General features: G+C 37.9%; 15 protein-coding genes and 1 riboswitch. All 15 genes read right to left on the bottom strand.

Annotated elements, in window-relative coordinates:
* Positions 1 to 21: 21 nt before the first annotated feature.
* Positions 22 to 699 carry an LPXTG cell wall anchor domain-containing protein gene (locus VNN39_RS08290; protein ID WP_339007032.1) on the bottom strand — a complete coding sequence of 226 codons (678 nt, stop codon included), beginning with the start codon at positions 697 to 699 and terminating at the stop codon, positions 22 to 24.
* Positions 700 to 717: 18 nt separating this feature from the next.
* Entirely contained in the window at positions 718 to 1,962 is a 1,245-nt protein-coding gene (locus VNN39_RS08285; RefSeq protein WP_338997385.1) for a class C sortase, read from the bottom strand.
* Between the two features lie 30 nt (positions 1,963 to 1,992).
* Positions 1,993 to 3,714, bottom strand: a complete 1,722-nt coding sequence (locus tag VNN39_RS08280) for a SpaH/EbpB family LPXTG-anchored major pilin (protein ID WP_338997384.1) — start codon at positions 3,712 to 3,714, stop codon at positions 1,993 to 1,995.
* Between the two features lie 140 nt (positions 3,715 to 3,854).
* Positions 3,855 to 4,193, bottom strand: coding sequence for a YxeA family protein (locus VNN39_RS08275; protein ID WP_165713792.1), 339 nt, complete (start codon positions 4,191 to 4,193; stop codon positions 3,855 to 3,857).
* A 136-nt stretch (positions 4,194 to 4,329) separates the two neighbouring features.
* Positions 4,330 to 4,968 carry a thiamine phosphate synthase gene (thiE, locus tag VNN39_RS08270; protein ID WP_338997383.1) on the bottom strand — a complete coding sequence of 213 codons (639 nt, stop codon included), beginning with the start codon at positions 4,966 to 4,968 and terminating at the stop codon, positions 4,330 to 4,332.
* Positions 4,961 to 5,761, bottom strand: coding sequence for a bifunctional hydroxymethylpyrimidine kinase/phosphomethylpyrimidine kinase (thiD, locus tag VNN39_RS08265; protein ID WP_338997382.1), 801 nt, complete (start codon positions 5,759 to 5,761; stop codon positions 4,961 to 4,963). The genes thiE and thiD overlap by 8 nt, the downstream gene beginning before the upstream one ends.
* On the bottom strand, positions 5,754 to 6,518 hold the full coding sequence (gene thiM / locus VNN39_RS08260) for a hydroxyethylthiazole kinase (RefSeq protein WP_339007029.1): 765 nt from the start codon (positions 6,516 to 6,518) through the stop codon (positions 5,754 to 5,756). The genes thiD and thiM overlap by 8 nt, the downstream gene beginning before the upstream one ends.
* Positions 6,519 to 6,586: 68 nt before the next feature.
* Positions 6,587 to 6,690: riboswitch (TPP riboswitch) on the bottom strand.
* A 145-nt stretch (positions 6,691 to 6,835) separates the two neighbouring features.
* Complete coding sequence (rsgA, locus tag VNN39_RS08255) at positions 6,836 to 7,921, bottom strand: ribosome small subunit-dependent GTPase A (RefSeq protein ID WP_338997380.1); 1,086 nt, start codon at positions 7,919 to 7,921, stop codon at positions 6,836 to 6,838.
* Between the two features lie 177 nt (positions 7,922 to 8,098).
* Complete coding sequence (rbsU, locus tag VNN39_RS08250; RefSeq protein WP_165712172.1) at positions 8,099 to 8,986, bottom strand: ribose/proton symporter RbsU; 888 nt, start codon at positions 8,984 to 8,986, stop codon at positions 8,099 to 8,101.
* Positions 8,987 to 9,011: 25 nt separating this feature from the next.
* Positions 9,012 to 9,407: a D-ribose pyranase gene (gene rbsD, locus VNN39_RS08245; RefSeq protein WP_338997379.1), complete on the bottom strand. Its 396-nt coding sequence runs from the start codon at positions 9,405 to 9,407 to the stop codon at positions 9,012 to 9,014.
* 11 nt (positions 9,408 to 9,418) lie between these two features.
* Positions 9,419 to 10,327, bottom strand: coding sequence for a ribokinase (gene rbsK / locus VNN39_RS08240; RefSeq protein WP_165714710.1), 909 nt, complete (start codon positions 10,325 to 10,327; stop codon positions 9,419 to 9,421).
* Positions 10,320 to 11,312 (bottom strand): substrate-binding domain-containing protein, encoded by a 993-nt coding sequence (locus VNN39_RS08235; protein ID WP_165714711.1) that lies wholly within the window; start codon positions 11,310 to 11,312, stop codon positions 10,320 to 10,322. Before VNN39_RS08235 ends, rbsK begins: the two co-directional genes overlap by 8 nt.
* A 151-nt stretch (positions 11,313 to 11,463) precedes the next feature.
* Positions 11,464 to 12,786, bottom strand: coding sequence for an NAD(P)/FAD-dependent oxidoreductase (locus tag VNN39_RS08230; protein ID WP_338997377.1), 1,323 nt, complete (start codon positions 12,784 to 12,786; stop codon positions 11,464 to 11,466).
* Positions 12,787 to 12,863: 77 nt separating this feature from the next.
* A complete protein-coding gene (locus tag VNN39_RS08225) occupies positions 12,864 to 13,136 on the bottom strand; it encodes a GNAT family N-acetyltransferase (protein WP_165712168.1) in 273 nt (90 codons plus the stop codon).
* Between the two features lie 18 nt (positions 13,137 to 13,154).
* Positions 13,155 to 13,415: a (4Fe-4S)-binding protein gene (locus tag VNN39_RS08220; RefSeq protein ID WP_338997376.1), complete on the bottom strand. Its 261-nt coding sequence runs from the start codon at positions 13,413 to 13,415 to the stop codon at positions 13,155 to 13,157.
* Positions 13,416 to 13,422: the final 7 nt, after the last annotated feature.

Raw genomic sequence — 13,422 nt, 5'->3', positions numbered from 1 at the left:
ATTCACCTCCTTCCCCTAAATTCACTTCGTTTGTGTACTTTTTTCTTTACGATTAAGAACAAAAGCAACAATAATCAGAAGAAATGCCCCACTAAGTGCAATAAACCATGAGATTTTTTTACCCGTATGTGGTAAATCATGTCTGTACTGAATTTGTGTTGGCTTGGTAAAGTTTTGTGTAGGTTGCTTTTCAGTCTTAATAAGGCTAGATTTGGGATATATATAAATCTCTTCTAGGCTATCTGCTGTTGGGAGATCAAGCAAAACAGGAGCTTGCGGATTAATAAGCCCTGCAGCATTATTGGCTTGCTCAGTTAGGATGTATTTGCCGTCACCTAAACGTATACTTGCAATACCTTCTTTATTTGTTACGAGTTTTATCGGGTTGCCCATTTTTGTGTAGCTTGATGGGTCCATTACTGCTAGATCATCCTTCTCCGTAATTTGCTGTACTGTATAGCTTATATCAGCTACGGGTTGAAGTTCCTTACCTTCATTATCAATAATGATATTGTTAATTTTTAAGCCGGTATTAAAGCTTTGATCAGTAGAAAATCCACGAGAGGACGATGTGAGCCCATATTTTACAATGATTATATTTTGAGAATGTCTTTCCGCTGCTTGTATTGGCGCATTATTCCATCTCAATAAGACAATTGAAAAAAAGAATATAAGAGCCAATAGTGGTCTTTTTTTCATATGGATCCTCTCTAGAATTTATTCTTTTACCATCACCTTAATTAAAATACAGTTTTCAGGAAGCTGTTTTGTATTTAACCGCTCTTGTAACAGGTGTTCTGCTGTCTTTTTAAACTCAAGATATGTTGTGTGTTCTAAGTGTTCATCTGTTTTATTAAATTCATCTGCATCTATGATTTGAGTAATTTTTACCTTTTGTTTTTCAGCTTTCTTACTCTTATTAACACTCTCCCACTGTTGGTCATCATCTTTTGCAAAATATTGACGTTTATCAGACTCAAGAGCCTCTGCCGCAATGAGTGTAATCTTATCTTTTAAGCGGTACTTTCTACTTCCCAGAGGAAGTGGCGCAATAATAATTTCTTGTTTGCCTTTTTGAATTGCATCGAACTGTGCTCTATCGATTCGCATATTATAGTTTTTAGCACCCAAGACATTGCGTAAAACAAGTCCTAATGCACACAGTGCTAATAGACTTGCAAGAAGCATCACCCAGAAATTGTAGCCATATTTATTACGTTGAATGTGCTCTTGTGGATTTACCGTATTTGTAGCAACTCTTCTTCCTGTAACAAGTAGTCGTTTATTGTTAATACCTGTTGGCCAGCATGTAACCAGTGTGACCAAATCCTTTCCCGGAATAACATTAATAGCATCCGTATCTTCAGGATTTACAATTTTTCGCTCAAAAATCTCGTATTTTAATGTTTGATCTAAGACATGAATGTAGAAAACATCCTTCATTTTCAAGTCTTCCAAATCAGAAAATAAGGTATTATTAATATGCCCAGAATGTGCTGATAATACAGCATGTGTATTTTCTCCACCAATGGGTAAACTTGTCTGCGGGATATGACCTACACCTGCTGCTAATGTTTCTTCACTATCGCCACTATAAATAGGGATGTTCGTAACCTTAATTTGTGGAATGGAGAGATAAGCAATAACTTTATCATTGTTAGTCACCAACTGTTGCTTATAATCTGGTACTGCTTTATTCCAGCTTTGGTATTGACTTTTGGCGTAAATATACTGATTATAAATAGTTGCTTCATCTTTGAGATATTTTGCTTGCGCTGGATCTATTGTTTTAACGCTATTGGTATATTTTTGGATTGTCGTTTTATTTTGTTGCGCGACCATATAGTTCACAAAGATAGGATAAAATAAAAGACCCAAAGCAAGAATCAACAGAACAGTGGAAATAATATTGCGCAGTGAAAATCGGCGTTCGCTTTTTCTATCTGGACTTTTATCACGCATGTGCTCCTCCTGCATGGTATCCATATTTTACTATTTTGAATCTACCTCTACTTCTTGTTTCTTTTTACGAATAACCATTGCTGCAAAACCCGCTGCTCCTGCTACTAATACCACGGCGACAATTCCTGCTCCACCTGTAAATGGAAGTGGGAATGGTTTATTATTCACAATATCATTATTATGCGCAGCAGGTGTTGTTGAAGCATTGACTTTTGTTACATTGGCAGCTGTGGTTGCGGTTGGTAATTGGAAACCATCAGGGGCAATCACTTCGACCGCAAAATAGTTGCTTGTATTTTCTGTGTCTGTGTTGGTGTCAACAAGGTTAAGACCAGAAAAAGTAGCAACTCCTGAAGCCCCTGTTGTTTTGACAGCAATTGTTCCGTCAGCTTGTGTCACGAAAGATGCTTTGTCTGTTGATGAGTAGGCTGTCGGTAAACTGGAAAGATCTGAAGAAGAGCCATTAAAGCTTGAGGCATGTTTTTTAACCAAGGCCTCAGCCGCGGCTGCATCTTTTGCTCTTACCAGCACAAAAGTAGCTAGAGATGAAGTAATTGCTGAAGTCCCATCCGTTTTCGTCAGTTGGACACCACCAATATTTACAGTAGAATTTTTAGGTGTTGAACTGAGATCGACACCGTAAGCATTGATGATTGTTGTTTTGGCATTATCTTTATATGACCCCGCTGTAACACTACCTGATACTGTCGTAGGAATGTAGAGGTTCATATTTATTCTACCTGTTGCTGCATCTAGTAGACCAGCTACTTTTTTCATACCATCATTTGTTAAAGAAACTGAAACCACTTGATTCGTAATGGTCATTGTATAATCTACTTCAGGTGTTAAAGCTGTTGTACCCGCCTTAAGCGTTGGAATACCGATTGTGAATCCTGCTGGAATCGTATCTTCAATCGTAAATTTTGCTTTAACATTATCTGCGACATCAGGCGCAGTTACTGTGTCAGAAGTATTTGCCCACTGGGATTTATCAAAGCTTGTATTGACGTTCCAACCGACCTTGTTTCCAGCTGCTGCTGTCGTCGTATTCGCAGCATCACTCTCATTTATATCAATTAGAGTCGTCGTATCTGCGTTGGGTGATACAAGTTCATTAGGTGTTTTTCCATTGTAGTTATCATCCGCGTTTGTAGCAACAATATCAAATAAGTTTTTATATTCCGTCATATCCTGTTTCGGATAGACATTTAGTGGACCTTTATTGGTTGTATCGGAAGTATTAACCGTCACAATAAAATCCTTAACGGTCTGTACACCACCAACCAAGGTCATTTGATGAAAAAGCCAATAACCATCAGTAAGTCCTGTAAAGTCCGTCATACCATTTGCATCGGTTTTCTGAATTTTTCTTGTTGAAGCATCGGCTGTAAAGGCTGAAGATACAATATCACCTGTACTGTTAACCATTGCGGAAGCAGCACCAGTCGGTGTAATTTTAGTTGCAGAAAACTGCACGTTCGACATTGTTAAATTATTTGTTGCCGTAGATGTTGAAGATTCTCCTGCAGCTTGTTGTGTACCGTCATTATTCCCGATAGCATTTCCCGTAGCGGCAGCACTTGAAGGTCCAGCCTGTTGTGCATAAATAACAACCTCACCATTAGAGACCTGATTTTTAATGGTGGTCGTTACGGCCTCCACAGCTGATTGAGAAACAATCATGTTTGAAACTGCAGCAAGCAACACCACAGAAGCTAAGGTAAACTTTCTTTTCCTTGTATTAATTTTCATATCCTTCTCCAATCTTTTGGTGTGATAGCGCTTTATATTTTAATTGTACAGAATTGTCAGAATAAAAGCGAATTAATTGCTTAAATATTTATTAATATTAAAGAAAACAAAAAAATAATGCAGTACGCATTATTTTTGTTCTATAACTTTATCTTCTCTAATGCCTTTGGCGGAACACTTCTTTCTTCTACAATGTTCCAACGTACAACCTTGTCGTGATTTACGTGAGCCATGATATACACTCCTTCACGTAATGGCTCTGTACGTAAGCATATATCTTTGAATTCTCCTTTACTATTTGATGATTTGAAGAGATAGACGTTTTCACTTTCAGCATCATGAGTTTGTCTCTCTGGGGCCATCTTATTCTCCAAAGTAACCCTGGCGTAATAGTCCGTTGTATTTAAAATATGTTTGAAAGCAAAATAGCCTCCACAAAAAATAATTGATATAACAGTTAGTCCAATAAACCTTTTCATGATTTCTCCACTAGTCTTATTTAATTATAGTATACTAAAACATAAGTTTATTTTTAAGGGTAATTTGAACATTCTTGTTTTTGTGTTTACTAATAAGTAATAAGAGGAGACTTTTTATGATAAACACTATTTTTATCTAAAATAATGTGTGGATTTTTCTTACGATATTTTGTGGATTTGTTGCTCTTGTTAAAAGCGAAATGACTGCCACTCCATCTAAAGGCATTTGACTCAGTGGATTAAGTGATTCAACAGTAATCCCCCCAATACCTATGATTGCTTTTTTATTTACACGAAGCAACTGAGAGAGTTGTTCCTCCCCGAGTGGTTCAGCAGCATCTGATTTACTGCTTGTAGGGTAGATAGGACCAATCCCAAGATAATCTGCTTCACTTTCTTGTGCAGCTAAAAGTTCCTGTTTATTTCTAACCGAAAGTCCAATATATTTTTGGAGGCCTAGCTTTTCACGCGCTTCTGCAACTGCTCTATCTTGTTGTCCCAGGTGAACCCCATCTGCTTGGATTCTGCAGGCCAGTTCTAAATCATCATTGATAATAAAAGGGATATGTAAGTCCTTTGCAGCTTCTTGGAGTTTTAAAACAGTGGCCATTCGTTGGTTTTGACTCCTGTAAACTGTACCTTTATCACGGAATTGGTAGGAAGAAACTCCTGCCTCAAGAATTTCAATGATTTTTTCAACTGCTTCTTCTATAGACAACTCGGGAAAATTTTTGGGCCCCGCAATAAAATAACATGTTAGAATTTCTTTATTCATGGTAACTCACCCAATGATTCAAAGGTCCATGCCCATGACCAACATCAATACTTTCTTTTATTGCGTTTGTGATAAAGGATTTTGCATGAGGCAAAATATCAAGTAGTTCTTCTCCCTGTGCAAGATGAGCTGTAATATATGAAGAAAGCGTATCTCCTGTCCCATGTGTCCTATTTGTATCAATTCTTGAAGCAGAATAACGCATAATTTCACCGGATTCTGTCAATAATAGATCTGTAACAGTTTCGCTCGCTGAGTGGCCTCCTTTAATGAGAACATTTTTCGTCCCCAAACTTTGCAAATCATAAAGTGCTTGTCGGATTTCTTCCTCACTTGAAATCGGACGCTCTAGAAGTACTTCTGCTTCTTGAAGATTAGGCGTAATGAGTTCTGCCAAGGGGAAAAGTTCTTTTTTTATGCACCTGATAGCCTCATCTGAAAGAAGAACGGCGCCTCCTTTCGCGACCATCACTGGATCAACTACCAAATGTTGGGGTTGATAGCGTTGAATCCCTGTGATAACAGCTTTAACTTGAGCTACATCGAACAGAGCCCCTGTTTTTGCAGCAGAAATATCTAAGTCAGAAAACACTGAATCAAATTGCGATAATATAAAATGAGGCGCTACACTTGAAATCTCTTGCACCCCCAGCGTATTTTGAGCAGTCAAACCGACAACAATCGTAGCCGAATAAACTTTTTGACTTTGAAAAGTTTTTACATCTGCGTTAATCCCTGCTCCTCCACTTGAATCAATCCCAGCGATTGTTACAACTTGTGGTACCTCAATCATTATTTTCCTCCACTTGCTTTGCACTACTATAGATATTATTTAATAAGGCAGTGATAAACTGACCGGGAAGTTCTTTGACTTGTAGTTCTGCCTGGATTCCAGATTCACTAAAAAATTTAGCAGCCTCATAAGAAGCTTCAAGGAAGTGAGGATTAACAGCTGAAAAAGTAGCTATTGCCGCAGTTAGCATATCTCCACATCCAACATTTATTGCAAAAAGTTCACTACTCGTATTCACATAATACATATTGGTTCCATCTGTGATGACATCTGTTTGGCCTGTCTGAACAATGACAGCATTTGTTTTTTTCGCTGCAATTTTTGCATTATTACTGCTGCTTGTCGTATCAAGCGAGTCAATCCCTCTACTCCTTACTTCTTCTTCAGCAAACCAAGCAATTTCAGCAGCATTTCCTCGAATAATATCGAAATGGATTTCGGATAAAAGTAACTTCATAACTTGACTTCTATAAGGAACGTGTACAGCAACGGGATCTAAAACAACAGGAATTCCTTTTTCATTTGCTAAACGTCCCGCTGCAATGAAAAGTGATACATCTTCTTGTCTCAAAGTACCTGTATTTAAAACAAGTGCACTTGCAAGTGTAAGAAGATCTTTAATTTCGTCCTTTTCGGACGACATTAAAGGTGAAGCACCTAAAAAACTTACAAGATCAGCAACTCTTTGGACGGTAACACTATTCGTAAGACACAAGATTAAAGGTCTTTGATGACGAATTTCTGTTAAAGTTGACATAAAAAAACTCCTTTGTAAACACAAGGAGGGAAAAGCAAAAAACATACCACATCAAGCTATATAAACTAAAAGTAGTAATGACACATCCCTTCGCAGGTCTTAACCCGAGCAGGTTTGATGGTTTTTCTCAACTGATAAAATGATTATTTTATCGGTACCCATTGTGTTATGATATTTATTTTTTTCTATAGGATTATATTTCATATAGAAATTAATTTTAGTATAACATACTGTGTCTTAAAGATAAAGCAAGCGCTCATATTTTTATTGGTTCTATCATAAAAAAGCACTGATGAGTAAAAATCAGTGCTTTTCCTTTAGTAGTAACGTTTATTTTTTTGTTTTAGTGCTTTACGGGCATTTTTCATGCCACCAACTTCCTTAAACATTGTGTCAAGTTTTTTTCTTTCAATTTCTCTGTTATTTAGACCTGCATAAGCTGTTTCTTTTAGTAGCTTTTGGTAGTTTGAAAAACGTTCAAATGAAAGTTTACCTTGTGCAAGAGCGCCTTGAATAGCACATGCGGGTTCATTGCCATGCTTACAATCAGAAAACTTGCACTGCGACACTAAAGCTTCAATATCTGAAAAGCTCTCACTAAAGTTAGCCTGATCTAAACCAACTTCACGAATCCCTGGTGTATCAATCATCATAGCTCCTAAAGGTAGTTTAAATAGCCTACGTTGCGTCGTGGTATGCTTTCCTTTACCATCATTGCGTAAACCATTTGTTTTTAACGTGTCTTGTCCTAGTAATCCGTTAACCAATGTTGATTTACCAACTCCAGATGAGCCAATCAAAACAAGAGTTTCTCCAGGCGTGATATAGGTCTGTAAGGGAAGATAGCCGTTCTCCGTTTGCGAAGATGTCAAAATAATATCTACACCAAAACTAATCTCTTGGAGTTCTGCTTGTTTTTGTTCCACATCCTGTGCCAAGTCTTTTTTGGTTAATACAAATACAGGAAGTGCTCCAGATTCCCATACAAGGGCTAAATAGCGTTCCGCTCTTCGGAGATTAAAGTCTTCATTAAGCGACATACAAATGAATACTTTATCTATATTAGCTCCCATGAGTTGACGCTCCTGCGTCTCTCCTGCTGCTTTACGGATAAGTGCTGAATAGCGTGGTAAGCAACGCTGAATTTGCGCGTGTCCAGTAGAATCTGTTTCTCGATCTAAGAGAACGAAATCTCCAACTACTGGAAAGTCAAGTGATTCTGATGTTTCGAAACGGTATTTCCCTGATACTTCTGCTTTGACTTCACCTGATTGAGTAGCGACGTTGTATTGATTACGCATCTGTTCAATCACACGTCCGGGATAAAGATCTGGATATTTAAAGGCCTCTTTTTTAAATTTTTCTGTAAAGCCTAAAGTATTTAATGTATAGTTTGTATTCATTTTTATTCCTCCAAAAAGTTTTAATGACTTATTGGGAGGCAACATGGTTCAGACGAGAGCAAGTGCCTCCCCATGTCTTACAATTTCCTTATTTACTCGCATAATTGCTCCTTTCTCTTACTTCAAGTATAGCATATCTTAATATAAAAAATACAGCCTTTACAGCTGTATTTTTCTTTAGATAGTAACAGTTATTGAGGCTGCAATAATGATTAAGACCAGCCCAATAATGGTTAAAAGCATTTCTTTTTTTGTTTTTCTTTGGTTTAAGAACCAGATACCTGTCAACGTTGCTAAAACAACAGATGTTTGAGAGAGAATAAATCCAGTTGCCAAGCCATTCATATCAGGTTGAGCAGAGATAAGATAAGTTAAAGCTGCAAAAGCAAAGAAGAAACCTGAGATAATATGTTTGTATGATACACTTTCAAAGATTGCCATTTTTGTCTTCTCTTTGAAAGAGATAACGATACTGTAAATAAGAGCAGTCAAAAGCATACCAATGGCTTGTGGGAGAAAAGCTTCTTGACCTGACAAATTACTTGCTTGAGGCGCAGCAGAGTAGCCCCAATAACCAATAGCACCAATAGCTAAGAAAATAACTACTTTTCTCAAAAGACCTGTACTTGCTGGTGTTTTTTCTTCAGACCAAACAGTCAAGCTCGCACCAAAGATAATAAGAATAAGAGAGAAAGCCCCCAAAATTTTTGCACTTACACCAGGCCAGTTTCCCAGAGCAACGACACCCCAAAGTGAAGCAGCTAAGAGTTGGAAAGCTGTAGTAATTGGCATTACTTTAGAAGAACCAATCAAACTAAAGCAGTAGAAAGTGACGATTTGTCCTGCTGCCCAACCGATACCAGATAAAATACCGAGGAATAAATCCATGCCTGAAGCTAAATGAATGCCTTGTGACATTGAAAAAACTAGGGCAAAAATTAGAGTACCTAAAGTTGAACCAAGGATTTGGTTGACGGGTTTTCCACCAATTTTTGAAACGATTGTTGGGTAAAGCCCCCAACCAAGAAGCGGGCCAAGGCCAATTAATAGTGCTGTTGTATTCATGTTTTTGTTTTTCTCCTATTTGTCTTTAAAATACGACATTGCTTTCTAGTAAGATATTTGCGTAAGGTGTCATTTCTCCTGTACGGATAAAGGCATGACAATTATTCAACTCTGCCTTCATATCGTTATGTGGAATAAATTCGATCGGTGTATCAGGTAGGCGATCGGTGATTTGAGCTAAAACTGTTGGGTTATTTTCTTTTATCTCTTCAGCAAGAAAGATTTTTTGAACTTCAAGCTCTTCTAAAACGTTATTTAGAACATCCATAAAGCTTGGAATACCATTGTCTATAGCCAAGTCAATCTTTTCAGTCCCTTTTGGTACTGGCATCCCAGCATCACCAATACTGAGTTTGTCAAAATGGCCCATTTGAGCAATGACACGTGAAATATCAGAATTTATAACTTTTGTTTTTTTCATTTGAAATACTCCTAATCCAGTTCATTTTTGTAGGGAATTGAAGGTTGTGCCCCGTATCTTTGTACAGTAAGGGAAGAAGCTTTGCTACCATAAATAATAGCATCCTCAATATTACTGAAATCTGCTTTCAGGACAGTACTTAAGGCACCTATGAAAGTATCACCTGCAGCCGTTGTATCAACAGCTGCTACCTTGAAGGCTGGAATAATACCAGCTTTGCCATCTTTGATATCGTAGTAAGCCCCTTTGCTTCCTAAGGTAATGATTACGGCTTCAATACCGAGATTATGGAAATAATCTGCAGCAGCTTTTAGACTGTCATTGTCTTCTACTTTAATGCCTGTTATAAGTTCAGCTTCAGTTTCATTGGGAACAATGATATCGGTTGTAGCTAAGAGCTCTTGTGGAATATCCGTTCTCGCAGGTGCGGGATTGAGAATAGTTCTAACATCATTTTCTTTAGCAAGCTTAAAGGCAGTAACTGTACTGTCAAGGGAGCTTTCAAATTGTGCAATCAAAAAGTCGCTGTTTGTAATAATATGTTTTGAGTTTTCAACGTGATCAGGCGTAAATGCATTATTTGCTCCTGAGAAAATCATAATGCTGTTTTCTCCAGAATCATCCACAGTAATAAAGGCTTGGCCAGTCGACTGGCTTTCTAAAAGTTGAACAGCAGATGTATCAATATCTTCATACTCTAAAAGCTCACGCATCATTTGCCCAGCACCATCTTTACCAATAGCGCCAATAAAGAAAGTATCAGCGCCAGAACGCTTTGCTGCTACCGCTTGGTTAGCACCTTTACCGCCACCGGCAGTAAAATGTTCTTTTGCATGTAAAGTCTCACCTGGTTTCGGCATGTTGCTTACTCTCAAAGTTGTATCCAAATTGATACTTCCAATAATTGTAATCTTATTCATTTTCGTTCTCCTTTATTTTTCTTGTACTGCCACGTTCAACATAAAAAACTTTAAGTTTAATCTGTTTTTGGTCAATCGACTGATTATTTGCCAGCTTATAAATTAATTGAGCTGCCTCATGTCCCATTTCATAAGCGGGTTGATGAATTGTTGAAAGAGCGGGGGAAACGTATTTGCTCATCAAAATATCATCGTAACCAATAAGCTGGATATCTTCAGGGATATGTTTATTTAGTCGATGGATCTCCTGCATATATGCAACTGCATGAATATCAGAAGGCAAAATAATCGTATCAAATCTTTCTTTCCCTTTTAGAAGTTCTTCTGCTTCCGCTTGGATTTCTGAAAAATCATAACTCATACTTTGAAAAACTTGATAGTTCACATCTGCTTGATTTAAGTAGGTAATACTTGAACTAAAGCGTTCATTCGTATTATCGGTTGTCAATGGACCTCGAACAACTGCGATATGCTGCGCACCTGCTTCTACTACAGCCTTGGCAGCTAGAAAGCCACCTTGACTGTTGTCCGCAAAGACACCAAATTCGCTTTTCTTACCTACACGATCTACGGTTACTGCTGGTAAATCAAACTCAGGAAACTCTTCCTTAAAGTCAACCGTTGTGATTACACCAGCAGCATTACTTTGAACTAAAAACTGAAGATAGGATTTAATGATTTCACGATCTTCATTAACATTCCCTAAAATCAGTTGGTAGCCTTTTTCTCTAAGAAATTCTTCCACTCCTTTCGCCAACATTGGAAAGAATGGATTGGAGATATCTGGTAATAAAAGGCCAACCAGGTTACTTTTTTTACTCTTAAGAGACTGAGCCGAGATGTTAGGTGAGTAATTCAGGTCCTGAATCGCTTTTTTTATCTTTACTTCTGCTTCTGAGCTAACATATCCTTTGTGTGTGATATATCTTGAGACAGTGGACACGGATACACCAGCTTTCGAGGCAACCTGTTTGATTGTAGCCAATAGACCTCCTTGTGACATAATGTGGAAACGTTCTCACATATTACTTAACTATTGTAATCGCTTGCTGTAAATATGTCAAGTATAAACTAAAATTTATTAGATTAATTAAAAAAACACAAAAAAGAGCCTCAGGCTTGGCTCTTTCTGCTTTTTAGTCATAAAGATAGAATAAATCACTGGCAATTGTGGGATAAGCCATGATCATATTTTGAAATTTGTCCAAATTAATAGCTTGATTAATGCAGAAATTCAAGATATTTACAAGTTCTTCTGCCACGGTCGAAAGCAGTGTTGCTCCAAGAATTTCATTTTTATCATTTACAATAACATTAATTTTTGAAAGAGGGTCAGCTATGCGCTTATAGGTGTACCAACCCGTCATATCTATCTTTTTCTCATTTTCTTTATCAAGAATTTGGGTTTGACCGATTTGGGCGAGCTTGCTGGATCCAAAAATAACGGTAGGAATGGCCGGATATTGGATACCTTCAATTTGACCATCCTGTGTAAAATAACGTGCAAGGTATCTGGCCTCAAAACCGGAAACAGGGGTTAGTTTGGGTTGCTTTTTATCTAAAGCATCTCCGATAGCATATATATTTGGATTATTAGTTTGTAAAAATTCATTGACTAAGATACCTTTAGGCGTTGTTTTTACCCCAACAGCGTCCAGATTTAAGTCTTCAATATTGGGAATACGTCCGACTGCTGAAATAACACCATCAGCGGTGACTTTGCGATTGTCTTCACTAATGATTACTATTCCTGATTCAGTTTGTTCAAGCCTTTCAGGAGAGAAGTTGGCGATAAAGGTAATGCCTTCTTTTTGTAATTGCTTAATATAAGAAGTTGCAAAATCGTCAGCAAAACCTCTAATTTTTAGTGCACCATGTGTAAGGATAGAAACCTCAGATCCCGCTGCATTAGCGATTTGCGCTAATTCAAGTGAGACATAACCTGAACCTAGGAAAACAAGACGTTTGGGAAGCTCCTCTAGCTCTAAGAAGTCATTGGAAGTCAGTAAATACTCATTACCAGGAATATCCAAAACCCTTGGTCGTGCACCAGTTGCTAGGATATAGTTATCCGCAAAGTATGCCTTACCCCCGACATCTAGATGTCCATCGGTCTGAAAACTTGCTGAGCCATAAACAGTTTCAATGCCTGCGCTTTTCAATCCTTGTTTAGTGCTTGAAGGAATGGCATCACTGTATGCTCTTTTTCGAGCTAGCATCTCTTGCCAATCAATACTAAGGTTACCATGTAAACCAGCGGATACGAGATTTGCTGCTCTGTACTTTGCCTCGACAAGTGCCATCATAATCTTTGTGGGATCACAACCATAGTTCGGACAGGTTCCGCCCCATTTATCCTTTTCCGCAATTAGGACAGATGCTCCTTGCTCTTTGAGTGCATAAGCTAGTGCATTTCCTCCAGGTCCTGCACCGACAATAATATAGTCATATTTTTCCATATCTGCTCCTCCAACTTTCTCTTAAGTCCATCATAATAGGAAAAGAGCCAAAACGCTACTGTCTTGACTCGCTTTTCCTATTTTAAAATGTCCTGTAATTCTTCTTTGTGCGCTCTAAAATATTTTGCTGCATAAGGACAAGTAGCTTGAAGTTTGAGGTCTTCTTTACGTGCTTTCTCAATTCCTGCCTTTAAAAGCAACTGAGCGAGACCTTGACCTCGGTATTCAATAGCCACACCTGTATGAGTGATAACAATATTGTTGCCCATTTTCATATATGTCATCTCGCCGATGCGTTCATTATTGTCATTGTACAAGATAATGTTGTTGTCTTCCTCAACAGTTTTCATAGTATTCCTCTTTCCTTTTTACTTGATAAATTTTAGTGCTCCAGATGGACAACGATTGATAATCGCTTGATTGTCAATTTTTTCTCCATTATCTGAGATAATCCATGGTCTACGCCCCACTTCCCAGACAGCTGCATTACCACGTACGCATTCTCCTGCATGCTCACAAATTTGAGCATTATAATAGATATCCATTTCCTTACCACGATAACGTCGGTAACCTGCCTGCTCCAAGTTTTCATCAGTTGTTGCTTGATTGTTAATTTTTGAATTGTCCATTTTCACC

It is taken from the genome of Lactococcus formosensis (genome assembly GCF_037892375.1).
In the GTDB taxonomy this organism is placed as follows: domain Bacteria; phylum Bacillota; class Bacilli; order Lactobacillales; family Streptococcaceae; genus Lactococcus; species Lactococcus formosensis.
This window is presented reverse-complemented; position numbering and strand designations above follow the sequence as displayed.

Excerpts from the sequence above, each read along its gene's own strand:
- VNN39_RS08225 (WP_165712168.1), bottom strand. The coding sequence starts at position 13,136 with ATGAAAACTGTTGAGGAAGACAACAACATTATCTTGTACAATGACAAT.
- thiD (WP_338997382.1), bottom strand. The coding sequence starts at position 5,761 with ATGATTGAGGTACCACAAGTTGTAACAATCGCTGGGATTGATTCAAGT.
- VNN39_RS08230 (WP_338997377.1), bottom strand. The coding sequence starts at position 12,786 with ATGGAAAAATATGACTATATTATTGTCGGTGCAGGACCTGGAGGAAAT.
- thiE (WP_338997383.1), bottom strand. The coding sequence starts at position 4,968 with ATGAATAAAGAAATTCTAACATGTTATTTTATTGCGGGGCCCAAAAAT.
- rbsD (WP_338997379.1), bottom strand. The coding sequence starts at position 9,407 with ATGAAAAAAACAAAAGTTATAAATTCTGATATTTCACGTGTCATTGCT.
- VNN39_RS08275 (WP_165713792.1), bottom strand. The coding sequence starts at position 4,193 with ATGAAAAGGTTTATTGGACTAACTGTTATATCAATTATTTTTTGTGGA.
- rbsK (WP_165714710.1), bottom strand. The coding sequence starts at position 10,327 with ATGAATAAGATTACAATTATTGGAAGTATCAATTTGGATACAACTTTG.
- VNN39_RS08290 (WP_339007032.1), bottom strand. The coding sequence starts at position 699 with ATGAAAAAAAGACCACTATTGGCTCTTATATTCTTTTTTTCAATTGTC.
- VNN39_RS08280 (WP_338997384.1), bottom strand. The coding sequence starts at position 3,714 with ATGAAAATTAATACAAGGAAAAGAAAGTTTACCTTAGCTTCTGTGGTG.
- VNN39_RS08285 (WP_338997385.1), bottom strand. The coding sequence starts at position 1,962 with ATGCGTGATAAAAGTCCAGATAGAAAAAGCGAACGCCGATTTTCACTG.
- rsgA (WP_338997380.1), bottom strand. The coding sequence starts at position 7,921 with ATGAATACAAACTATACATTAAATACTTTAGGCTTTACAGAAAAATTT.
- VNN39_RS08220 (WP_338997376.1), bottom strand. The coding sequence starts at position 13,415 with ATGGACAATTCAAAAATTAACAATCAAGCAACAACTGATGAAAACTTG.
- thiM (WP_339007029.1), bottom strand. The coding sequence starts at position 6,518 with ATGTCAACTTTAACAGAAATTCGTCATCAAAGACCTTTAATCTTGTGT.
- rbsU (WP_165712172.1), bottom strand. The coding sequence starts at position 8,986 with ATGAATACAACAGCACTATTAATTGGCCTTGGCCCGCTTCTTGGTTGG.